The sequence below is a fragment of the Streptomyces sp. NPDC048696 genome (assembly GCF_043198895.1).
Lineage (GTDB): Bacteria > Actinomycetota > Actinomycetes > Streptomycetales > Streptomycetaceae > Streptomyces.
Window position 1 is genome coordinate 316,127 of the sequence record NZ_JBICVJ010000010.1, and the last position, 21,321, is coordinate 337,447.

Annotated in this window: 19 protein-coding genes and 1 riboswitch; of the genes, 5 read left to right on the top strand and 14 right to left on the bottom strand. The window is 71.8% G+C overall.

Going from position 1 to position 21,321, the window contains the following annotated elements; genetic code table 11:
• The 4 genes from ACGFRG_RS23060 to ACGFRG_RS23075 all read right to left on the bottom strand — a co-directional run bounded on the left by ACGFRG_RS23060 (position 1) and on the right by ACGFRG_RS23075 (position 4,418).
• The gene (locus ACGFRG_RS23060; protein WP_101391062.1) at positions 1–435 is read right to left on the bottom strand and encodes a roadblock/LC7 domain-containing protein; all 435 of its coding nucleotides are present in this window, start codon (positions 433–435) and stop codon (positions 1–3) included.
• A 7-nt stretch (positions 436–442) separates the two neighbouring features.
• Positions 443–2,353, bottom strand: a complete 1,911-nt coding sequence (locus ACGFRG_RS23065; protein WP_361419046.1) for an ATP-binding protein — start codon at positions 2,351–2,353, stop codon at positions 443–445.
• Between the two features lie 328 nt (positions 2,354–2,681).
• A complete protein-coding gene (locus tag ACGFRG_RS23070; RefSeq protein ID WP_361419049.1) occupies positions 2,682–3,881 on the bottom strand; it encodes an MBL fold metallo-hydrolase in 1,200 nt (399 codons plus the stop codon).
• 96 nt (positions 3,882–3,977) lie between these two features.
• On the bottom strand, positions 3,978–4,418 hold the full coding sequence (locus tag ACGFRG_RS23075) for a PPOX class F420-dependent oxidoreductase (protein ID WP_361419052.1): 441 nt from the start codon (positions 4,416–4,418) through the stop codon (positions 3,978–3,980).
• A gap of 150 nt (positions 4,419–4,568) precedes the next feature.
• Here ACGFRG_RS23075 and ACGFRG_RS23080 point away from each other — a divergent pair, with 150 nt between their 5' ends.
• From ACGFRG_RS23080 to ACGFRG_RS23095, 4 genes are all read left to right on the top strand, one after another.
• Positions 4,569–4,748 carry a hypothetical protein gene (locus ACGFRG_RS23080; RefSeq protein ID WP_188278653.1) on the top strand — a complete coding sequence of 60 codons (180 nt, stop codon included), beginning with the start codon at positions 4,569–4,571 and terminating at the stop codon, positions 4,746–4,748.
• 164 nt (positions 4,749–4,912) lie between these two features.
• On the top strand, positions 4,913–5,839 hold the full coding sequence (locus tag ACGFRG_RS23085; RefSeq protein ID WP_393266613.1) for a pentapeptide repeat-containing protein: 927 nt from the start codon (positions 4,913–4,915) through the stop codon (positions 5,837–5,839).
• A gap of 139 nt (positions 5,840–5,978) precedes the next feature.
• Positions 5,979–6,776: a polysaccharide deacetylase family protein gene (locus ACGFRG_RS23090; RefSeq protein ID WP_393266616.1), complete on the top strand. Its 798-nt coding sequence runs from the start codon at positions 5,979–5,981 to the stop codon at positions 6,774–6,776.
• Positions 6,777–6,843: 67 nt separating this feature from the next.
• Positions 6,844–7,833, top strand: coding sequence for an NAD-dependent epimerase/dehydratase family protein (locus ACGFRG_RS23095; protein WP_393266619.1), 990 nt, complete (start codon positions 6,844–6,846; stop codon positions 7,831–7,833).
• 64 nt (positions 7,834–7,897) lie between these two features.
• Here the strand turns inward: ACGFRG_RS23095 and ACGFRG_RS23100 are convergent, their stop codons facing one another.
• From ACGFRG_RS23100 to ACGFRG_RS23120, 5 genes are all read right to left on the bottom strand, one after another.
• On the bottom strand, positions 7,898–8,689 hold the full coding sequence (locus tag ACGFRG_RS23100) for an SGNH/GDSL hydrolase family protein (RefSeq protein WP_361419065.1): 792 nt from the start codon (positions 8,687–8,689) through the stop codon (positions 7,898–7,900).
• Positions 8,690–8,859: 170 nt separating this feature from the next.
• On the bottom strand, positions 8,860–9,786 hold the full coding sequence (locus ACGFRG_RS23105; RefSeq protein WP_393266622.1) for a peptidoglycan DD-metalloendopeptidase family protein: 927 nt from the start codon (positions 9,784–9,786) through the stop codon (positions 8,860–8,862).
• A gap of 4 nt (positions 9,787–9,790) precedes the next feature.
• A riboswitch (cyclic di-AMP (ydaO/yuaA leader) is annotated at positions 9,791–9,986 on the bottom strand.
• A 313-nt stretch (positions 9,987–10,299) separates the two neighbouring features.
• A complete protein-coding gene (locus ACGFRG_RS23110; protein ID WP_361419071.1) occupies positions 10,300–12,120 on the bottom strand; it encodes a peroxidase family protein in 1,821 nt (606 codons plus the stop codon).
• Between the two features lie 95 nt (positions 12,121–12,215).
• A complete protein-coding gene (locus ACGFRG_RS23115) occupies positions 12,216–13,253 on the bottom strand; it encodes a hypothetical protein (RefSeq protein WP_361419074.1) in 1,038 nt (345 codons plus the stop codon).
• 230 nt (positions 13,254–13,483) lie between these two features.
• The gene (locus tag ACGFRG_RS23120) at positions 13,484–15,625 is read right to left on the bottom strand and encodes an alpha-galactosidase (protein ID WP_393266625.1); all 2,142 of its coding nucleotides are present in this window, start codon (positions 15,623–15,625) and stop codon (positions 13,484–13,486) included.
• A 201-nt stretch (positions 15,626–15,826) separates the two neighbouring features.
• Here ACGFRG_RS23120 and ACGFRG_RS23125 point away from each other — a divergent pair, with 201 nt between their 5' ends.
• A complete protein-coding gene (locus ACGFRG_RS23125) occupies positions 15,827–16,642 on the top strand; it encodes a tyrosine-protein phosphatase (protein ID WP_361419081.1) in 816 nt (271 codons plus the stop codon).
• A 54-nt stretch (positions 16,643–16,696) separates the two neighbouring features.
• Here ACGFRG_RS23125 and ACGFRG_RS23130 read toward each other — a convergent pair whose 3' ends face one another.
• From ACGFRG_RS23130 to ACGFRG_RS23150, 5 genes are all read right to left on the bottom strand, one after another.
• Positions 16,697–16,837 carry a DUF6126 family protein gene (locus ACGFRG_RS23130; RefSeq protein WP_188278643.1) on the bottom strand — a complete coding sequence of 47 codons (141 nt, stop codon included), beginning with the start codon at positions 16,835–16,837 and terminating at the stop codon, positions 16,697–16,699.
• 10 nt (positions 16,838–16,847) lie between these two features.
• Positions 16,848–17,462 (bottom strand): helix-turn-helix domain-containing protein, encoded by a 615-nt coding sequence (locus ACGFRG_RS23135; protein ID WP_361419084.1) that lies wholly within the window; start codon positions 17,460–17,462, stop codon positions 16,848–16,850.
• Positions 17,463–17,536: 74 nt separating this feature from the next.
• On the bottom strand, positions 17,537–18,928 hold the full coding sequence (locus ACGFRG_RS23140; protein ID WP_393266629.1) for an aspartate aminotransferase family protein: 1,392 nt from the start codon (positions 18,926–18,928) through the stop codon (positions 17,537–17,539).
• On the bottom strand, positions 18,925–20,829 hold the full coding sequence (gene dxs, locus ACGFRG_RS23145; RefSeq protein ID WP_361419090.1) for a 1-deoxy-D-xylulose-5-phosphate synthase: 1,905 nt from the start codon (positions 20,827–20,829) through the stop codon (positions 18,925–18,927). The genes ACGFRG_RS23140 and dxs overlap by 4 nt, the downstream gene beginning before the upstream one ends.
• A gap of 45 nt (positions 20,830–20,874) precedes the next feature.
• Positions 20,875–21,321: flavodoxin-dependent (E)-4-hydroxy-3-methylbut-2-enyl-diphosphate synthase (locus ACGFRG_RS23150; RefSeq protein WP_393266633.1), on the bottom strand; the 447-nt coding region annotated here is incomplete at its 5' end.

The window sequence follows — 21,321 nt, forward strand, 5'->3', positions numbered from 1 at the left end:
TCAGTGCCTCGTGCCGCTCGGCGTTCCGGCGCCTTGCCGGGCCGGGGTCACGAGGTACGGCCGTACGCTCTTGACCAGCATCGCCATCTCGTATCCGAGCACCGCCGCATCCGCCTCGCGGCCGGCGAGCACGGCGAGGCAGGTGCCCGAGCCCGCCGTGGAGACGAAGAGCAGCGTGGAATCGAGCTCCACGACGACCTGGCGCACCTCTCCCCCGTCGCCGAAGCGCGCCCCCGCGCTGCGGCCCAGGGAGTAGAGGCCGGAGGCGAGGGCGGCCATGTGGTCGGCGCTGTCGACGTCGAGACCGTGCACGGACTTCACCAGCCCGTCGGAGGAGAGCAGGACCGCGTTGCGTGTATACGGCACACGCTGGACAAGGCCGCTGAGCAGCCAGTCGAGATCCGAGACGTGTCCGGTCGGCGCATCGCTCGCCATGGTGCATCTACTCCTTGGAGTGTTCGGCGTCAGTTTCGGCCTGGGGGTGGTGTAACGGGGCTGAGAGGTGGTGCGGTTGCGACTGCGGTGCTGCTGAATGGTCGGGCGGGGCCGGCTGCGACTCGGCGAGGCCGATGCCCCGCTGGAACGCCGCCATCAACCCCGGGTCGTGCAGGGCGTGTTCGTCTTCCTTGCGTACGGCCGGGGCGTCCCGCAGCTGCGGGACCAGGTGCTCCTGGCTGCGGCGCCGGGGCAGATCCGGACGGCCGGCCGCGGCGCGTACCGTACCGCTCGTCAGGGGTATCGGGGGCTGCGCCGGGGTCTCGCCCGGCGCGCGGTGGACGCCCGGGACGGCGGCCGCGGGGTTGGGGCGCTCCTCGTGGAAGGCGCGCACCGGAAGGGGCGCGGTGCCACTCGTGGAGACGGTCTCGCCATGCTGGGGCTGACGCGGCAGGGACGGCAGCGGGGTGCCGTGCGCGGGCGTGCGGTGCGCCTTGGGCGCGGGCGTGGGCGCCGGCGCGGTGGTCGGCAGGGGCGCGGGCTGCGGGGCGGGCGCCGGGGCCGCGGGCTGCGGCTGGACCGGGAGCGGGGTGCGCGCGGACTGCTGCGCGACCGGCGCGGCCGCGTCCCGCCCGCCGTCCTTGGCACTCTCGGTGTCGGCCCCCAACAGGCCCTGCGGCAGCACCAGTACGGCCTGCACGCCGCCGTAGATGTTGGTCTGCAGCCGGACCGCGATGCCATGTCTGCGGGCCAGCGCGGAGACCACGAACAGGCCGATCCGGCCGTCCTGGAGGAGGTGGGCGACATTCACCTGATCGGGGTCGGAGAGCAGCGCGTTCATCTTGTTCTGCTCGGTGACCGGCATGCCCAGGCCCCGGTCCTCGACCTCGACGGCGAGCCCGGCGGTGACCAGCTGGGCGCGGAGCAGCACCTGGGTGTGCGGGGCGGAGAACAGCGTGGCGTTCTCGACGAGTTCGGCGAGCAGGTGGATGACGTCGGCGACCGCGTGGCCGCGCAGCGTCCCGTCGATCGGCGGCACCAGCTTGACCCGGGGGTACTGCTCGACCTCGGCGATCGAGGAGCGCAGCACCTCGGTCATGGTGACCGGGTGGGACCACTGACGCCGCGAGATGGCGCCGCCGAGGACGGCCAGGTTCTCCGCGTGCCGGCGGATGCGGGTGGCGAGGTGGTCGACATGGAAGAGGCCCTTGAGCAGCTCGGGGTCCTCGACCTCGTTCTCCAGCTCGTCCAGGAGCTGGATCTCGCGGTGCACCAGGGACTGCAGACGCCGGGCGAGGTTGACGAAGACCTCGACCTTCTGCTCGTTGCCGACGCTGCTGGAGAGCTGCGAGGCCTGCACCACGGCGGCCACGGCCGCTTCGTGGGAGCGGGTCAGCTCATGCGCCAGCAGCTCGAACTCATCGGCACCCGGGGGGAGTTGGGCCGGTCCCCGGCGGGTCGGCGGGCCCTCGCCGCGGCGCAGCCCCTCGACGACGGTACGCAGGTCGGCGGCCGAGCGGGCGCTGCCCCGGCGCAGGCTGTTGGCCCGGCCGAGCACGGTTTTCGCGACCCGGTCCGCGCCCACGGCCGCGGCGGCCACGGCCGCGAGCGCCAGCACCGCCACTCCGCCGAGGGCCGCCCAGAGCAGCGGCGAGGGGTGGGCGTGGGTGGAGTGGAGCGTGCCGACGACGGCCGCCGCGCCGCAGAGCACGGCGACCACGGCGGGCAGTACGGCCGCGCGCAGCAGCTGCGGCCGTATCCGGGCCTCGGCGGGCGGCCGCTGCCCGCTCGGCGGGCGGGCCGCCGGGGCCGGGGTGCCGGTGGGAGCGGCCGGGGGCTGCGGCCGGTGTGCCGTACGTCCGTGCCGCCCGCCCTCACGGCGGTCGGACCGCGCGGCGGGTGCGCGAAGATGAGACATCTGCGTCCTCGGTACGTGGGGTCCCAGAGATCGTGGCGTCGGGTCCAACTCAACCTATACGGACCCGCGTTGATCGTCGACCACTCACGGTAGTGGTCAACCCCTCGCCCTCGGTGAGCAGTTGGGAAAGTTCCCCGCGCCGCGTCCCGCTCTGGTATTACGCGTCGCACGACAGCGCGAAATGGCGCGACGTCGGCGGGTGTTTGGCCGGATCACGGCCATGGGGCCGCGGACCGCGCGCGCGGGTTTTCCGAGGTGGGTTCGAAGGGCGCACCGGCGATCGGCCGGACGACGACGCCGCGGCGCCCCGCGCCTTTCCTCGCCTCGCTCAGCGCTCCGCCGCGAGGTCGAGGTCGGTCGGGACCGGCTTCGCCTCCAGCACGGCCGGCTTGGGGCGGCGCCAGGGGTGCGGGGTCGGCGCGGCCACGGCCCGCCACCAGGGGTCGGTCGGGACGGCGCCGGCGGGCTCGAACGGCTCGCCCGGACGGGGTGTGGCGACCGTCTGCCCGGCCTCCTCCCCCGCGTCCAGGCTCCACTCGCCCGGCTCGGCCCACGGGTGCGGGGCGAGGTTGAAGGTGCCCCAGTGGATCGGCAGCATGACGCCGTGCGGCCTGCCGCCCTGGAGGTCGAGGTGGGCGCGTACGCCTTCGGCCGGAGTCATATGGATGTCCGGCCAGAACTCGCTGTACGCACCGATCTGGATCATCGTGGCGTCGAACGGGCCGTGCTCGGCGCCGATGTCCTTGAAGCCCCCGAAGTATCCGGTGTCGCCGCTGTGGTAGATCCGGTGCTCCGGCCCGGCGACCGCCCAGGACGCCCAGAGGGTGTGCTGCTGGTTGCGCAGGCCCCTGCCGCAGAAGTGGCGTGCGGGGGTGGCGGTGAGGGTGATTCCGTTGACCTTCGTCGACTCGTTCCAGTCCAGCTCGTGGATGCGGTCCGCCGGGACGCCCCACAGCTCCAGATGGGCGCCGACGCCGAGCGGCACCGCGAACACCGTCTCCGTACCGGCCAGGGCGCGGATGGTGGGGAGGTCCAGGTGGTCGTAGTGGTCGTGCGAGATGACGATCACGTCGACCGGGCCGAGCGAGGCCAGCGGGAAGGGGACCGGGTGCAGGCGCTTGGGCCCGGCGAAGGCGAACGGGGAACAGCGCTCGCCCCAGACCGGGTCGAAGAGCACCCGGCGTCCGTCGATCTCGGCGAGCACGCTGGAGTGCCCCATCCAGGTGAGCCGCAGGCCCGTGACGGGCGGCTTGGCGAGGTCGGCCAGCGTCGTCGCGTGCACCGGGATGTTGCCCACCGGCGCACGCAGCGCGCGCTGCTCCTTCTGGAAGTAGATCTTGGCGAACTCCAGCATCGAGCCGGACGGCCGCGTCCGCGCGCCCTCCGGGTTCTGGAACACCCCGTCCGCGAAGTTGGGCGAGCGGCGGATCCGCTCCAGCCGCTCCCCCGCCGGGTCGGCCCCGAAGGCGTCGGGCCGCAGCTCGCGCAGCCGGGCGCGGAGTGGAAGCAGAGAACCAGCGCCGGTCACGGCACCTCCAGGGGCTCGGGGTCGTTCCATTATGTGCGGCGGGTACGACAACGCGGGAACCGCGGCGTTACACGGCAGCGACCCACCGGGGACGGCTCAGCCCGCGGGCTGGCCATAGGCGCGTTCGACACGCAGCCGCAGGACGAGACGGCGGTCGCGGACCATGGCCTGCCGGTACTCGTCCCAGTCGGCGTGCTCGCCCTGGAGGTCGCGGTAGAGCGAGATCAGCTCCTCCACGGTGTCGTCGTGCGGGTCGGCGGCCACCGGGGAGAGGTCGGCGGTGCCCTCGGCGACGGTCCAGGCCCAGCGGTCGTCGCTGGTCACGTGGTAGCTGGCGCGCGGGTCGCGGCGCAGGTTCTTGGTCTTGGCCCGGTCGTCGGTGAGGGAGACCTTGATCACTCCCTCGTCCGGGTAGTACGCGTGCATCACATTGGAGAGCTGGGGGCGCCCGTCGCGCTTGAGGGTGACCAGCACGCCGCCCTTGTGCCCGGCGACCAGCTTGAGCAGTGCTTCCTGGTGTGCGTCGAATCGCGTCATGGCCAGGAGAACAGCGCGCGCGTACCGCCGATTCCCCGGCGTCCGCCACACGTGCGTGGAGGACGTGTGAGGGATGGCGGACGGTCGTGTGACGGACCTGGCAGTGAAAGTTCGGGGCAGATTGTCGGAGGGTGCGTTTAGGCTGGACGCATGTCCCATTCCGCCCACCACCCTGGTTCCGTACTGCCGGACGCCGACGCCGCGAACGAGGCGATCCGCGATCTGGTCGACAGCGCGGACGCGGACGGCGGCTGGCCCTCGGAGGAGTACGAGCGCCTTCTCACCCTGTGGGCGGCGGCCACCACCGCGGAGCTCGACGAAGCCGCGTAGGACGCCGGCGACCCGGTCGCCCGCCCTGGGCCGCCGCCGACCGGCGCACCGACCGGTCCCCACCCGGACGATAGGCTTGACCTGCCCGTAAGCGCGCCCATGCGGCCCGTGACGGGTCCGATCACCAGCCTTCCCGGGGCCGAGAGCACAGGAGACCAGCAGCCTTGTCCGATCCATCCGAGCTGCGGGCCGACTGTGCGAACTGCTTCGGCCTGTGCTGCGTCGCGCTGGCGTTCTCCAAGTCGACGGACTTCGCGATCGACAAGGCCGTCGGGGACCCCTGCCCCAACCTCCAGCAGGACTTCCGCTGCGGCATCCACGACAAGCTGCGCCCCCAGGGCTTCCAGGGCTGCACGGTCTACGACTGCTTCGGCGCGGGCCAGAAGATCTCCCAGGTCACCTTCGCCGGCCACAACTGGCGCGAGACCCCGGACGGCGCGCGGCAGATGTTCGCCGCGCTCCCCGTGATGCGGCAGTTCCACGAGCTGCTCTGGTACCTCTCCCAGGCGCTGGCCCGCCCGGCCGCCCGCCCGGTCCACCGCCAGGTGCGGGCCGAGCTGGAGAAGATCGAGCGCCTGACCCTCGGCGACGTGGACACCCTGCTCGGCCTGGACGTGGCCGCGTATCGCGCCGAGGTGAACACCCTGCTGCTGCGGACCAGCGAGCTGGTGCGCGCCGAGGTCCCGGGCAAGAAGAAGGACCGCCGGGGCGCCGACCTGTTCGGGGCCCGGCTCAAGGGCGCCGACCTGCGCGGGGCCGATCTGCGCGGCGCGTATCTCATCGCGGCCGACCTGAGCGGCGCCGACCTGCGGCTGGCCGATGTGATCGGCGCGGACTTCCGCGACACCAACCTCGCGGGCGCCGACCTCACCGACTGCCTCTTCCTCACCCAGACGCAGGTCAACGCGGCGCGGGGCGACGCCGCCACGCTCCTTCCGGACGGCCTCGACCGCCCCTCCCACTGGAGCGGCGCGGCCTCGGCCCCGGCCGCTCCCGCCCGTAAGGACGCCCCGCGCAAGGGCTCCTCCGCGCGCAGGGCCGGCGCCTCCGGCCGCAAGGGCCCGGGCCGGTCCGGCACCCGGAACAAGTAACCGCAGGCCTCGGCCGCCCCACGCGAGCAAGCCCCTCTCCCTGGACCCTCCTCGAACACCACCCCACTATGCACTGCGTGTATACACCTCGCGTATAGTCCGGTTCATGATCTGGTCCAGGCGGAAGGGAAGTCTTGTCATGCGCAACAGGGGTAGGGGTACCGGAGTCCGCCGCGCCCGGGGGCGGTCGGCCGCCGCGCTGCTCGCGGTCGCGTCGCTGGGCCTCGCGCTGACCGGCTGCTCCGACAACGCGGTCTCGCCGCGCTCCGCCCGTAACGACGCACTGGACACCAAGGCACTGGCCCAGAGCTCCGGCGCGGCCGGGACCGACTGCCAGAAGGCCAAGTGCATCGCCCTCACCTTCGACGCGGGGCCGGGCGAGCGCACCCCTCAACTGCTCGACACGCTCAAGGAGAAGAAGGTCCACGCCACCTTCTTCCTGCTCGGCAAGAACCACGTCGAGAAGTACCCGGACACCGTGCGCCGCATCGCCGCCGAGGGGCACGAGGTCGCCAACCACACCTGGTCGCACGAGCGGCTGGACAAGCTCAGCGCCGACGAGATACGCACCGAGCTGGGCAGCACCCAGGAGGCGGTCGCGAAGCTGACGGGCCGCAAGCCCGTGCTGATGCGTCCGCCGCAGGGCCGTACCAACAAGACGGTCACCAAGGTCAGCAAGGAGCTCGGGCTCTCCCAGATCCTGTGGAGCGCGACCGCCAAGGACTACTCCACCAACGACTCGGCCCTCATCAAGAAGCGCATCCTCGACCAGGCCGACCGCGACGGCGTCATCCTGCTGCACGACATCTACGACGGGACCGTGCCCGCCGTACCCGGGATCATCGACACGCTCAAGGAGCGCGGCTTCACCTTCGTGACCGTCCCGCAGCTCCTCGCGCCCGCGCCTCCGAAGCCCGGCCAGCTCTATCGCCCGTGAGCGAACAGATTCCGCCCTGAGCATGCAGCGGTTCTCAGGACCCGCCCGGGCGGGCAGAGTTGCGGACATGAAACTGCTGATACTGGGTGGTACGGAGTTCGTCGGCCGCGCCGTCGCCGAGGCCGCGCTGGCGCGCGGGCACGAGGTGACGGTCTTTCACCGGGGACGCCACGAGGCGCCCGACGGCGTGCGCGCGCTGCACGGCGACCGGACCGCCGAGGGCGGGCTCGCCGCACTGAGCGACGGGCAGTGGGACGTGGTCGTGGACACCTGGTCGGGCGCGCCCTCGGCGGTCCGGGACGCGGCGCGACTGCTGGCCCAGGGGCGCGCGGCCAGGTATGTGTACGTCTCCAGCCGGTCCGTGTACCCGCACCCGTCCCCGGCCGGGGCCGACGAGAGCGCACCCCTGGTCGACGGGTCGCCGGACGCCGGCGAGGCGGCGTATCCGCAGGCCAAGCGCGGCGGCGAACTGGCCGTCGAGCGGGAGTTCGGCAAGGAGCGCTCGCTGCTTGTGCGGGCCGGGCTGATCCTCGGGCCGTGGGAGAACATCGGGCGGCTGCCGTGGTGGCTGGGGCGCATCGCGCGCGGCGGCGAGGTGCTCGCGCCGGGGCCGCGCGATCTGCCGGTGCAGTACATCGACGTCCGGGACCTCGCCCAGTGGATCGTCAGCGCCGCGGACTTCGGGCTCTGCGGCCCGTACAACCTGGTCAGCCCGCCGGATCACACCACCATGGGCGCGCTGCTCGAAGCCTGCGCACGCGTCACCGGCGGCGGGGCGGTGCTGCGCTGGACCGACCCCGAGCCGATCCTGGCCGCCGGGGTCGAGCCGTGGACCGACCTTCCGGTGTGGATCCCGCCGGGCGAGCTGCACACCACGATGCACTGCTCGAACGTGTGGAAGGCCGTACTCGCCGGGCTGCGCTGCCGTCCCGTGGAGGAGACGGTCGCGGACACCTGGGCGTGGCTGGAGTCCATCGGCGGCGAGGCGCCGCAGCGGCCGGACCGCCCCCGGGTCGGACTCGACCCGGAGACGGAGCGGAAACTGCTGCACGGCTGAACCGCCGCGCCACCCCACCGTCTTGACGGTCCGCCAGGGCATCGCACACGCCCGTGACGAGCCGTCAGAGCGGCAGCAGGTCCGGGCGCTTGGGCTCCACATGGTCGCCCGAGCTCTCGCCCCGCAGCCGTCGCCCGATCCACGGCGCCAGGTGCTCGCGGGCCCAGTGGATGTCGTCGCGCCGCTCCTCAAGGGTGCCGCGCGGCGGCAGCGGGGGCCACGCCTGGTCGGGGTCGGCCGGCACCGCGAGGCCGAGCACCTGGGCGGCGCGCAGCGCGACCCGGGTGTGCCCCTCGGGCGACAGATGCAGCCGGTCCTCGTCCCACGCCCGCCGGTCCTGCACCGACTTGAGCGACCACAGGTCCAGTACCGGACAGTCGTAGCGGTCCGCGATGGACCGTACGTGCGCGGTGTACGTGGCGACCTTGCCCCGCAGATGCTTGAAGACCGGCACCCCGCGCGTGTCGAACCCGGTGGTCACCATGACCGTCGGGATCGCGCTCTTCAAGTCGGCCACCGCGCGCTCGAAGCGCTCGGCGACGTCGTCCGGGTCGGTGCCCGGCCGGATGATGTCGTTCCCGCCCGCGCAAAAGGTCACCAGGTCGGGCGCGAGCTCCTTGGCCCGCGGCACCTGCTCCTCGACGATCTGGTCGAGAAGCCTGCCCCGGACCGCGAGATTGGCATAGCGAAAGGCCCCCTCCGGTCGCTGATCAGCCAGTAGCACGGCGAACCTGTCCGCCCAGCCGACGAACGCCCCGTCCGGGCCGGGATCGCCGACGCCTTCCGTGAAGCTGTCGCCGATCGCCGTGTACGACCCGAACGTACCGCTGTTGAATGATCTCGAATCGTCTGCCACGGGACCATATCTTTCCCTTACGGATGTGACCTACGCGACCGTAAGGAGGGGTTGACGGGGGGTGATATAGACCACCCGGTCAGTTGGCCCCCATCGGGAATACGCCACGCACGGCGCGGCCCGGTACACGCATGCGTGTACCGGGCCGCGCCGATCCGCACCACGGACCGTCAGAGACTTGCGCCCTGCTGGCGCAGATACGCGAGCGGGTCGACGTCCGAGCCGTAGTCCGGGGTCGTCCGGATCTCGAAGTGCAGATGCGGACCGGTGACGTTGCCGGTCGCGCCGGAGAGGCCGATCTGCTGGCCCTCGGTCACGGTCTGCCCGGCCGAGACGGAGAGCTGCGAGAGGTGGGCGTACTGGGAGTACATGCCGTCGGCGTGCCGGATGACGACCTGGTTGCCGTACGCGCCGCCCCACCCGGCCGTGACGACCGTGCCCGCGCCGACGGCCTTCACCGTGGTGCCGGTCTGCGCCTCGAAGTCGACGCCGGTGTGGTAGCCGCTGGCCCACATCGATCCGGCCATGCGGTACGGGGTGCCGATGCTCACGCTGTCCAGCGGGGCGCGGAAGCCGGAGGCGGAGCCCTGGCTCGCCTTGGCGGCCGAGGAGGTGGTGGCGGAAGCGGTGGTGGCGGCCGGGGCCCGATCGGACGCGTGAGAGGTCGCGGTCGACGTGTGCGAGGCCGTGGTCGACGTGTGCGAGGCCGTGGCATGGGACTTCGCCCCGATGGTCAGCTTCATCCCGGGCCGGATCAGCGCGGGGTCGTCACCGACCACCGAGCGGTTGTCCTGATACAGCTTGTGCCAGCCGTCGAGCCGGTGGTCCTCGGCGATCTTCGAGAGGCAGTCGCCGGACTTGACCTGGTACGTCGTGGGCGCGGCCTGCGGCGCGACGGCCGGGGCGGCGGCGAACGCGGACGCGGCGCGGACGGCCTGCTGCGGCGCGACGGCCACAGCCGCGTTCTTCACCGCCGCGTGCGCGCCGGTGGCGCCGAGCAGCGGGATGGCGAGCGCGGCGCCGCCGGTGCCGGCGGCGACCATGCCCCGGGATATCGGGCTGGACTTGGGGCGGCGGTGCTTACCCTTCGCGGGCATGGCGGATTCCTCTCCGGCGCCTGCGAGGTGAGCTGTCGGGTTCGGGCTGGAGCTGCCCGGCCGGGCACCACGATGCGGTGCGTCGGCTTCACCCCAAGCCGTGCCGGAATTCCGGACGGCGTCTACCTGGGTCCCCCGCTCCTGCCACACGTGGATGGGTGCGGATTCCGAGCGGTGGCAGGATTCGGCGGTCCACTCGGATTGCGGTGACCGTAAACGAGCCCGGCGGGCCACGACAAGTGGCAATTCGTTATCGGATTTCCCGGCCGGGAATTCATCGGGTAATTGCGGTCACCCTGCGTCGACCGGGAATCCCAACAGGCCCCGGCGGCAGGGGGATCCGGCGCGGCCCACCGCCACGGACCGTCACCACGGTGACGCTGCTCACGGACATCTGCACGGACAACCCCCCATTCCCGTCGGGGAAACAGGGGGTTTCCCGTATAGCACCCAATTCGGACCAAAGGACCGAAAGAGCCGATCCATGCATCTATGCGCCCGTACGCCCCACCATCAGTCCTGGCCCGCGATGTTCCAGGGCGCGAACGCGTTCTTCTTGCCCGTGAGCGCGGTGCGCAGCTCCGGGTAGTGGCGCAGCAGCACGCTGATCATGCTGTTGCCGTCGATCCACTCCAGACCGGCCTTGGAGTACACCTCGGGGGTGTAGTACTCGGTGAAGAACCGGTCGCTGTTCAGTCGGCGCGAGGCCATCAGGATGAAGATCCGGAATGCCGTGTCGCTGAAGGCGAAGCCCTTGGGAAGTTTCTCGGCGAACATGCCGACCTCCAGGTCGACCTTCTCGATGTCTCCCCCGTACACCCGCTTGATCTCTTTCGCCCACACCGGATTGTCCGTCAGGTCCTCGAATTCCTTGGCGGGCTTGAGGCGGAGCAGTCGGCGGAATTCGTTGTAGCGCGGGACGCCGAGTTCGCGGGTGCGCAGGATGTCGGTGGCGGCGAGGTCCTGGAGGTGGCCGTCGGGGCGCTCGTACTCCTGCAGGAACTTCGGGAAGTTGTGCAGGGTGACGAGCCCCGGGTGGAGCGTGCCGAAGCTGTAGAGCAGGTCGATCGTGGGGATCGAGCCGAGCACCTTCAGCGCCTCGGGGCCCGCGATGTCCCGGAACGTGGCCTCGCGCAGTACGGAGTTGTCGTTGGCGGCCCGCAGCTCCCAGTCGTCGCGGATCAGCGGGTGCATCCGGTAGACCGCGACGAACTCCTCGGTGAGCGCGTACGGAACGCCGTAGTGGTCCCGCTCGCCGCCCGGGATGCCGCTGATGACCTCGGACTTGCTGATCCGTCCGAAGAGGTCGTGCACCCGCTCCCCCGCCAGGCCCCACCAGTTGGCGCGCAGCGCGGTGACGGTGGTCGGGTGGCTGATGACCGCCGGGGTCCACTCCACCGTGTGGATCTTGGCGATCAGCGCGGCGTTGACCAGCCGGGCCCGCTCGAAGACCTCCTCGTCGTCCCAGCCCGGGTACGCGGTGTGCAGGTGGTCGCAGATCGCGTTGTGCTCACGCGTGAACAGGTCGTGCATCAGGGCGAGTCCGAGCCAGAAGCCCGGGATGCGCGAGGGGTCCTTGGAGGGGTCGGAGGGGAACGGCATCCGCTCGTCGTCCCACAGGTGCAGCTTGCCGTTCTCGCCGGTGCGCAGAGCGCGCAGTTCGTCCTCGCTGTTCCCGTAGATCTGCGAGGCGTCCCACCAGTGCGAGAAGACGTTGACCCGGGTGTCGGGCGTCCCGGCGGGCGCGTGCGGGTCGCGGGTGGGGTCGTCCGGCGTCCGCATGATCTTCATGGGGCGCTCGGGCCATGGGTCGTCGTCGACCAGGTCGACCGTCCAGGGCCGGTCGCTGGGGCTGGTGCCATGGCTGAACCAGTCGCGGATCATGAACTGGAGCCAGGCGGCGACCAGGGAGTTGACGGTTTCGGCGGGGACAAAGGTGTCGCGGGTGAGCAGTTCGCGGCTGACCTTGCGCGGATTCGGCTCGGCCAGTACATCGGCGGGGGTCGCGGGCGCGATGTCGTCGAGCGGGATGTTCCGGCCGAAGCGGGTCCCGGCCATGCCCATCCGGGGCTGGTCGAGGTCGTTGTAGCTGCCGTCCGGGGTCCGGTTGACCCGGACCTTGGACGGGTCCTTGGGCGGTGTCGGCTCCGGCACGTTGGCGGCCGGCAGCTGGCTGGTGTCGTGCAGGTTCTCCTGGCGCAGCCGGACGCGCAGCCCGAGCAGGGTGCCCAGGCCCAGCGGCAGCGGGAGCTTGTCCCAGCCGATCCTGCTGTCCAGGAACTCGGCGGCGGTGGTGACCAGGCGCCACGGCAGCGAGGTGCGGTACGAGCTCATCGGATTCCCCCTCGGGGCGGTCCATACGGGCGTTCCATACGGAGGGTTCTCGTTCTCGGTGGATTCACGGTGAGTCCCGGGCGGGGCCGGGCCGTTCACCCCTGGCCGAGCCGCCGGGCGCTGCTCGCCCCGTATACGGCCTCGCGGGACCGGTTGAGGTTGCCGAGCGGTCGGAATGTCTCGGTTGTACGCCAGGGGGTGAACGACAGCGTCTCGACGCGCCGGGCGGTGGCCAGGGCCTCCGTCGAGTCGATGTCCTGGCGCGGGATGGTGAGCAGGGCGACCGCCACCGGCGGCGACACGGTCTCCGGCCACTCCACCGAGGCGTCCTCGACGGGTGTGCGCCCCTCGTCGGCGAAGCGCTGGAGGCACAGCTCGAACACCACGTCCTGGGCCCGCAGCCGCCGGGCGAGTTCGGCGTGCAGATAGCCGGGGTCGGCCCGGGTGGCCCGGTCGGGGCGCGCGGCGGGCGGCCCGGAGGGGCCGGGGCGCAGCTGGTAGCGGACCGGTCCGGCGTCGCCCCACAGGATGGGCGCCCGGCTCCAGTACCGCTCCTCGGCGAGACTGGCGACCTTGCGGGCGAGCGTCTGATTCAGCGTGCGGCGCATCCGCGCGGCGGTGGGCCACCCGACGACGCGCGGCAGCCGCACCAGCAGCCGCCAGGCGATCGCCGCGGTACTCCCGGCACCCGCCATCACCTCGGCGAAGTCGACGAACTCCCGCGCGTTCGCGGCGTGCGAGACGGGCGCGTTGGTCATCAGCAGATCGTGCCGCTCCTCGTCGGAGACGAGGACGCGCACGGCGATGCCCCGCAGATCGGGCACGGCGTCGGGGCGCGGGATGCCGGAGGCGTGCGAGAGCCGGACCAGCGCCCGGTACTCGGCGCCCGGCCGGGCGTACCCCTCCCGCAGGCCGGGCGGCAGATCGGGGTGGAACCGCAGCCGGGCGTTGTCGACGCCGAGCGACGCCTTGGCGTGGAACGTCCGCTCGGGTCCCGGCAGCCCGCCCTTGTCCTGGTTGATCTTCTGGACGCGGACGATCCGCCGGGCGAGCTCCGCGAACAGCAGCCGCTCGGCCTCCTGGCTGCCACCTTCGTACCGCTCGTACTTCTCGTGCTGCCGGGGATCGGACATGGGTCCGCCTCCTCACCAACCGCGGCAGGGGGCAGCGACGCTACTCGGCGGCGGGCGCGGGTGAAATGCCAGATTCGGACCACTTTCCACAGTCGTATACGCGTCGGCTCGGCGGCCCGTCCGAGGCGCCCCGGCCGGGCGCGACCTGGGCGGTCCGGGCCCGGCCCGGACCGCCGGACCCCACCTCACGACTGCCGCTGTTCCTCAACTCCCCCATCACTCCAGGGAGTTCATGGCCGGGTCCGGCCAGCGCGGGGGGCGTGCGCCGGGAGCGGACGGACGCGCCGGAGCCGGAGGACGGCCGCGTCCAGATCACCGCGCAGACCCGTGTCCAGGCCCCGGTGCAGCAGCAGGGCTCCCCGGTGCACGGCCCCGGTGTCCAGGCAGCGGTAGGCGGCGGCCGGGTCGAGGCCGCGCAGGCGCACCGCCGGCGGCCGTTCGCCGTGGTGCTGGGCCTGGAGGTACGCGAGCACCACGGTGTCGTCGCCGTGGACGTACTGGACCGCGCTGAGCCCGCCGCGCGGGGGCCGCAGCCGGTACTGCGCGCCGAGCTGCACCAGCGGCCGGATCTCCTTGTAGAGCTCCACCCAGCCGCGCGCCTCGGCCAGTTCCGCCTCGCTCCACCGGGTGAGATCGCCGCCGATGCCCAGCACTCCGGCCATCGCGCTGACGAAGCGGAAGCGCAGAGTGCTCGTCCGTCCGTTCAGCTGGGTGTTGGGGCTGTCGGTGACCCACGCGGCCATCACCCGGGCCGGGTGCAGCTGGCTGAAGCCGTCCTGGATGGCCAGCCGGTCCAGCGGGTCGGTGTTGTCGGAGGTCCACACCTGGTCCGTACGGGACAGGATGCCGAGGTCGACGCGGCCGCCGCCGCCCGAGCAGGACTCGAAGGCGACGTCCGGGTGCGCGGCCCGCAGCCGGTCCAGCAGGGCGTAGAGCGCCCGGACGTGCTCGGTCCAGAGCTTCTGCGGATATTCCTCGCCGGGCCAGCCCGCGTCGGTGAAGCAGCGGTTGAAGTCCCACTTCACATAGTCGATCGGCGCGCTCGACAGGAGGGCGTCCAGCTGCTCCCACAGGTGTTCGCCGACGTCCGGGCGGGCGAGGTTGAGGACGAGCTGGTTGCGGAACTCGGTCCGGCGCCGGCCCGCCTGATGCTGCACCCACTCCGGATGGGCCCGGTAGAGGTCGCTGTCCGGGTTGACCATCTCGGGCTCGACCCAGATCCCGAACCGCATCCCCAGCGCGTGCACCTCGTCGGCCAGGGGCTTCAGTCCCCCGGGGAACCGCTCGGGGTGGGGCGTCCAGTCCCCGAGCCCCGCCGCGTCATGGGTGCGGGCGCCGAACCAGCCGTCGTCGACGACGAACAGCTCCACGCCCAGCGCGGCCGCGCGCCGGGCAAGCGCCCGCTGCTGGGGTTCGGAGATGGCGAACCCGGTGGCCTCCCAGGAGTTGAAGAGCACCGGCCGGGTCCGCCCGGCGTCGGGGATCACCCGGGCGAGCTGCCAGGCGTGCCACTCCCGGCTGGCCCCGCCGAAGCCGCCGGGGCTCCACAGCCCGGCGAAGACGGGGGTGGTCCAGCTGTCGCCGGGGGCGAGCAGCAGCAGTCCGGAGTCGTCGTGCCCGGCGCCGCCGTTGATCTGCACCCGGCCGTCCGGGAGGTGCTGGACGGCGATGCGCCAGGATCCGGACCAGCCGAGCGCGCACGCGTACACCTCGCCGCTCTCCTCGGTGGCGGCGCCCTCGTCCAGGGCGACCCAGGGCAGATGCTGATGGCCGGTGTGACCCCGACGGCTGCCGAGCACCCGTTCGCCCGGGGTGAGCTCGGAGCGCGCCAGCCGGGACTCGGCGGCCCAGCGGCCGTGCAGCTGGCTCAGGCGCCAGCCGTCGCGCGGCGGCAGCGTCCACACGGCGGCGTCCGCGCGCAGCAGTTCGAGGTCCGGGTCCCCGGCCGCGCCCTCGTGCGCGATGGTGGCCCAGCGCTCGATCACATCGGTGTCGTCGCGCACCCGGTAGTGGAGGGTCAGCCCGAGCCGGTGCACGGCGTCGGTGAAGCGCAGCCGCAGCTCGTCCCCGTCAACGGCGGCACCCGCGAAATCCCACTCGGTGCCGCGCACTTCCCTCGTACGTACCGAGAGCGCGGGGCGCGCGAATCGGGGCCCGCCCTCCACCGTGTACTCCTCCCGGCCATCCAGTGGTGACTCGAAGGGCCAGGGGGACGGCAGGGGCTCGGCGGACAGGACTTCGGCGTCGGCGAGGGTGAGGCGGGGTCCCCAGTGCAGATGCAGCAGTTCCGCGCGGTCCGTGAGGTGCAGCGCATAGCCACTGGTACGGCCGGAGAGCAGCCACAGCCGTCCGTTGTCACCGGTCTCGATCATCGCAACCCCTCAGTTCCGCACAGGTACGAACAGGCACGAACATCAGGAACAGGATCGGGGCGCGGGGCCCGTCAGGGCAACGGTCGCGCGGGGCTCGCCTTCGGCCGTGGTCGAACGAGATGATTGCCCCAGGAATCCATGTCGTATCGTCGGAATGCGCCACCCGTGAGCGTTTTCCGACACCCACATCAGGAGCCAACGTTGACCCAGCAGACTCCGCAGGCCCCCTCGACCGAACCCGAGCTCTCGGGGGTGCGCAACTTCCGTGATGTGGGCGGACTGCCGACCGTGGACGGCCGCGTGCTGCGGCACGGCCGGCTCTTCCGCAGCGGCCATCTCGCCCACGCGACGGAGCAGGACGCGGCCTTCCTCTCCGCCCTCGGGCTGCACACGATCTTCGACTTCCGCAACGCGGCCGACCAGCGTCTCGAAGGCCCGGACGTCGATCTGCCGGGTGTGCGCAACGTCAACATTCCGCTGACCGACCCGGCCGACGGGGCCGAGTTCTGGAAGATGGTCCGCGACGGCGACATCAACCAGCTGCGTACGGTCCTGTCCGACGGCAAGGCGGCGGACCGGATGGCCGCCTCGTACCGGACGATCATCCGCCAGCGCACCGCCGAGCACAGCCGGGTGCTGCACGCGCTGGCCGAGGACAGCGTCCCGGCCCTGATGCACTGCGCGGCGGGCAAGGACCGCGCGGGCCTGTCGATCGCGGTGTCGCTGCTCGCGGTGGGCGTCGAGCGCGAGGCGATCGAGGCGGACTACCTGAAGTCCAACGACCCGCACCGCCGCTACAAGATGCACCGCAGCGACAACTCGCCGAACGGGCTGAGCGCCGAGGTCGTCGAACTGCTCACCCCCCTCTTCGACGCCCGCGCCAGCTATCTGCACGCGGCCTTCGACACCATCGAGGAGACCTGGGGCACCACCGAGCGCTATCTCGCCGAGGGACTGGGGCTCACGCCCGAGACCCGCGAGCGGCTGCGCGACCGGCTGGTCGCAGAGGCCGCGTAGACCACGGGCCCGCGCCTGCGAGGGGCGCGGGCGCGGCCCCCACGTGCCGACCGCTCACTTGCCGACGGTGAACAGGAGATAGAGAAAGGCCGCGAAGATGTGGCCCGCGATCAAGTAGGCGAAGAGCCGGATCACCAGGCCCCGGGGGAACTTGGTCTCGTGGGTGTCGGCGCCGGATCCCTGGTTCTGCGACATGTCGTACCTCTCAGCCGTGCGGATGGTGCGGATGCGGATCGGGGCTCTGCAGCAGGGTGTGGACGAACAGGAACTCGGCCCCGCCGTGCGACACGGCCGAGATCCGGTGCGGGGTGAGCGAGTCGAAGTGGGCGCTGTCGCCGGGGTCGAGCTCGTGCACGGCGTCACCGAGGCTCAGCCGCAGCCGCCCGGCCAGGACGTACAGCCACTCCTCGCCGGGGTGGACCCGGACGAGCTCGCGCTGGGTCCCGTACGGGATCTCGACGCGCAGGGCCTGCATGGCACGGCCGGAGTGGCCGGCCCGGTGGTAGGTCCAGCCGTCGGCCTCGGCGGGTCCGGCGCGGCCGGCCCGGATGACGGGTTCGCGCTCCGGCGGCATCTCGCCGAGCAGCTCGGAGACCGTCGTACCGTAGGTACGGGCGAGCGCCAGCAGCATCGGCAGCGAGGGCTGACGGGCGCCCGTCTCCAGCCGGGACAGATGAGCGGGCGAGAGACCGGCGCGCGGGGCGGCGGCCTCCAGGGTGAGACCGCGGCGGCGCCGCAGATCGCGCAGGCGCGGGGCGACATCGGGCAGCGGGGAACCGGCCGACCCCTCGGCCCCGGCGCCTTCGGCGGGAGTGCTCATGCACCCCATTCAGGCAAGACATTGCCTCTGGGGCAAATTTTTTACCCCAGAGGCAAATTCCACCACCAGGCGGACTACCGGTTGGCGACAGCCTGCTTCACCAGGGTCCGCCCGAAGTCCCACATCAGGCTTCCCCCGCCGTGCGCGTCCTCCATCACGGCGGTGAACGCGTCGACGAACCGGTCCACCTCGCGTTCGCCGATCGTCAGCGGCGGGATCAGCTTGATCACCTCCAGATGGTCTCCGGAGACCTGGGTGAGGATGCGGTGCTTGTGGAGCAGCGGCACCACGACCATCTGCGCGAAGAGCCCCTTGCGGGCCGTCTGGAGCATCGTCCAGCGCCCGCGCAGCCGCATCGAGGAGGGTCTGCCGAACTCGATGCCGATCATCAGGCCGCGCCCGCGCACATCGTGCAGCAGCTCGTACCGGTCGACCAGCGCCGCGAGCCGGGATCTGAGCAGGTCGCCGGTCACGCGCGCGTTGGTGACGACGTCCTCGTCCTCCATCACCGACAGCACGGCGAGTCCGGCCGCCATCGCCTGGGCGTTGGAGCCGAAGCTCGCCGAGTGGACCAGGACCCGGTCCATCGACGAGTACACCTTCTTGAAGATCCACTCCTTGCCGAGGGTGGCCCCCACCGGCACATAGCCGCCGGAGAGCGCCTTGGCCACGCACACCAGGTCCGGCTCGACGCCCTTCTCGTGCTGGTACGCGTAGAAGTCGCCGGTCCGGCCGAGCCCGGTCTGCACCTCGTCGGCGATCAGCAGCGCCTTGTGCCGGTGCAGCAGCTCCTGGGCCGCGAGCAGATAGCCGGGCGGCGCCGCGTGCACGCCCTTGCCCTGGATCGGCTCGACGATCAGCGCGGCCACGTCCCCGCGCTTCAACTCCCGCTCCAGTGCGGCCAGATCGCCCAGCGGGACCGCCGTGTCGGGCAGCAGCGGGGCGAAGCCGTCGCGGAAGCCGGACTCGCCGTTGACCGAGAGCGAGCCGGTGGTCAGCCCGTGGAAGGCGTGCGAGCAGTACAGGACCCTGGGCCTGCCGGTCGCGTACCGGGCGAACTTCAGCGCGGTCTCCACCGCCTCCGTGCCGCTGTTGCCGAAGAACACCCGGTCCAGATGCGGGCTGTGGGCCAGCAGCTTCTCGGCGAGCAGGCCGGGCAGCGGCTGGCAGTCGAAACGGGTGAGGTCCGCGAGCGAGGCGTCGAGCACGTCGTGCAGCGCCTTGCGGACGACGGGGTGGTGGCGGCCCAGGCCCATCACCCCGAACCCGGCGAGCATGTCCAGGTAGTCCTGGCCCTCGGCGTCCCAGAAGTACGCGCCCTCGGCCCGCTCGTAGACCTTGTCGAAGCCGATGGTGTGCAGCATGCGCGGCAGTTGGTGGTTCAGGTATCTGGCGTGCAGCTCATAGCGCTCGCCGCCGCGCTCGGCGAGGAGTCTGCCCAGGTCGAAGCCTTTGGGCTCGGTCATCCGTCGTTCTCCTTCTCACGCACCACAGCCTCGTCGCGCGCCGCGAGCGCGGCGCTGATCCGTCCCGCGATCTCCACGGGGGTGAGCCCGATGTCGGCCAGCACCTCGCCCCGCTTGGCGTGGGCGAGGAACTGCTCGGGGATGCCGAAGGTGCGCAGGGGCGTGTCGACCCCGGCGTCCCGCAGCGCCTGCCCGACGGCCCAACCCACGCCTCCGGTACGGCTGTTGTCCTCCGCGACCGCGACCAGCCGGTGCCGCTCGGCCAACGGCGCGAGCTGGTCGTCGACGGGCTTGACCCACCGGGGGTCCACCACCGTGCACCGGATGCCGCGCCCGGCGAGCAGGTCGGCGGCCTGGAGGCAGACGGGGGCGAGCACCCCGACGGCCACAAGAAGTACATCGGCGTCCTCGTCGCGGCGCAGCACGTCCATGCCGCCGACCCGGCCGATCGCCGGGATGTCCGGGCCCACCGACTCCTTGGGGAAGCGCAGCACGGTCGGCGCGTCGTCGACCTCCACCGCCTCGCGCAGCTCGGCCCGCAGCCGGGCGGCGTCGCGCGGCGCGGCGATCCGCAGCCCCGGCACCACTTGGAGAATCGACATGTCCCACATGCCGTTGTGCGATGCCCCGTCGACTCCGGTGACCCCGGCCCGGTCCAGGACGAACGTCACGCCGCACCGGTGCAGGGCCACGTCCATCAGGACCTGGTCGAAGGCCCGGTTGAGGAAGGTGGCGTAGACGGCGACGACCGGGTGCAGCCCGCCGGTGGCCAGCCCGGCCGCCGAGACCGCCGCGTGCTGCTCGGCGATCCCCACGTCCCACACCCGATCCGGGAAGCGCTCGGCGAACTCGGTCAGACCGGTCGGGTGCAGCATCGCGGCGGTGATCGCCACGATGTCCGCCCGCTCCCCGCCGAGCCGGGCCAGCTCGGCGCCGAACACCGAGGTCCAGGAGGGGCCGCTGGAGGGGGTGAGCGGTGCGCAGGTGAGCGGGTCCATCGCCCCGACGGCGTGGAAGCGGTCGGCCTCGTCGTCCAGGGCGGGCTGATAGCCGCGCCCCTTCTCGGTGAGGCAGTGCACCAGCACCGGGCCGTGGAAGCGTTTGGCGCGGCGCAGCGCCGACTCGACGGCCGCGATGTCGTGCCCGTCGATCGGCCCGACGTACTTGAGGCCCAGGTCCTCGAACATGCCCTGGGGCGCGAAGGCGTCCTTGAACCCCTTCTTGGCGCCGTGCAGCGACTCGTACAGCGGCTGCCCGATCACGGGCGTCTGCTGGAGCACCTGTTTGCCCCAGGAGAGGAACCGCTCGTAGCCGTCCGTGGTGCGCAGCGTGGCGAGGTGGTCGGCGAGGCCGCCGATGGTGGGGCCGTACGAGCGCTCGTTGTCGTTGACGACGATGATCAGCGGGCGGTCCCGGGCGGCGGCGATGTTGTTCAGCGCCTCCCAGGCCATGCCGCCGGTCAGAGCACCGTCGCCGATGACGGCGGCCACATGGCCGGAGAGACCGCGTACCTGGTTGGCCTTGGCGAGGCCGTCGGCCCAGCCGAGCACGGTCGAGGCGTGCGAGTTCTCGATGACGTCGTGCTCGGACTCGGCGCGCGAGGGATAGCCGGAGAGACCGCCCTTGGAGCGCAGCTTCGAGAAGTCCTGCCGCCCGGTGAGCAGTTTGTGTACGTAGCTCTGGTGGCCGGTGTCCCACAGGATGCGGTCGACCGGCGAGTCGAAGGCCCGGTGCAGGGCGATGGAGAGCTCCACCACCCCCAGATTGGGCCCGAGATGGCCCCCGGTCCGCGCCACCGCGTGGATCAGGAACTCTCTGATCTCCTGGGAGAGGTCGGCGAGTTCGGCGCCGTCCAGCGCCTGCAGGTCGTGCGGCCCCCGAATTTTCTCCAAGATCGTCACGCTGGAGCCCCCTTCGGTTCCTCTTTCAGCTCACGGTGGTGTCGGTCAGCCCAGCGCGGTGACCCGCGGGGGACCGGAGGCGATGCCCTCCTTCTCCAGCTCGTCGGCGATCTTCATCGCCTCTTCGATCAGCGTCTCCACGATCTTCGACTCCGGGACGGTCTTGATGACCTCGCCCTTCACGAAGATCTGCCCCTTGCCATTACCCGAGGCCACACCGAGATCGGCCTCACGGGCCTCACCCGGACCGTTCACCACACAGCCCATCACCGCGACCCGCAGCGGGACCTCCATGCCCTCCAGACCCGCCGTGACCTCCTCCGCCAGCTTGTACACATCCACCTGGGCGCGCCCGCACGACGGACACGACACGATCTCCAGACGCCGCTGGCGCAGGTTCAGCGACTCCAGGATCTGGATCCCGACCTTGATCTCCTCCGCCGGAGGCGCCGACAGCGAAACCCGGATCGTGTCGCCGATCCCCTCCGACAG

What these genes read in the sequence shown, in the direction of transcription:
- ACGFRG_RS23065 (WP_361419046.1), bottom strand. Translation starts at nt 2,353, where the DNA reads ATGTCTCATCTTCGCGCACCCGCCGCGCGGTCCGACCGCCGTGAGGGC.
- ACGFRG_RS23095 (WP_393266619.1), top strand. Translation starts at nt 6,844, where the DNA reads ATGAAACTGCTGATACTGGGTGGTACGGAGTTCGTCGGCCGCGCCGTC.
- ACGFRG_RS23075 (WP_361419052.1), bottom strand. Translation starts at nt 4,418, where the DNA reads ATGACGCGATTCGACGCACACCAGGAAGCACTGCTCAAGCTGGTCGCC.
- ACGFRG_RS23105 (WP_393266622.1), bottom strand. Translation starts at nt 9,786, where the DNA reads ATGCCCGCGAAGGGTAAGCACCGCCGCCCCAAGTCCAGCCCGATATCC.
- ACGFRG_RS23090 (WP_393266616.1), top strand. Translation starts at nt 5,979, where the DNA reads ATGCGCAACAGGGGTAGGGGTACCGGAGTCCGCCGCGCCCGGGGGCGG.
- ACGFRG_RS23120 (WP_393266625.1), bottom strand. Translation starts at nt 15,625, where the DNA reads ATGATCGAGACCGGTGACAACGGACGGCTGTGGCTGCTCTCCGGCCGT.
- ACGFRG_RS23110 (WP_361419071.1), bottom strand. Translation starts at nt 12,120, where the DNA reads ATGAGCTCGTACCGCACCTCGCTGCCGTGGCGCCTGGTCACCACCGCC.
- ACGFRG_RS23135 (WP_361419084.1), bottom strand. Translation starts at nt 17,462, where the DNA reads ATGAGCACTCCCGCCGAAGGCGCCGGGGCCGAGGGGTCGGCCGGTTCC.
- ACGFRG_RS23115 (WP_361419074.1), bottom strand. Translation starts at nt 13,253, where the DNA reads ATGTCCGATCCCCGGCAGCACGAGAAGTACGAGCGGTACGAAGGTGGC.
- ACGFRG_RS23130 (WP_188278643.1), bottom strand. Translation starts at nt 16,837, where the DNA reads ATGTCGCAGAACCAGGGATCCGGCGCCGACACCCACGAGACCAAGTTC.
- ACGFRG_RS23060 (WP_101391062.1), bottom strand. Translation starts at nt 435, where the DNA reads ATGGCGAGCGATGCGCCGACCGGACACGTCTCGGATCTCGACTGGCTG.
- ACGFRG_RS23080 (WP_188278653.1), top strand. Translation starts at nt 4,569, where the DNA reads ATGTCCCATTCCGCCCACCACCCTGGTTCCGTACTGCCGGACGCCGAC.
- ACGFRG_RS23140 (WP_393266629.1), bottom strand. Translation starts at nt 18,928, where the DNA reads ATGACCGAGCCCAAAGGCTTCGACCTGGGCAGACTCCTCGCCGAGCGC.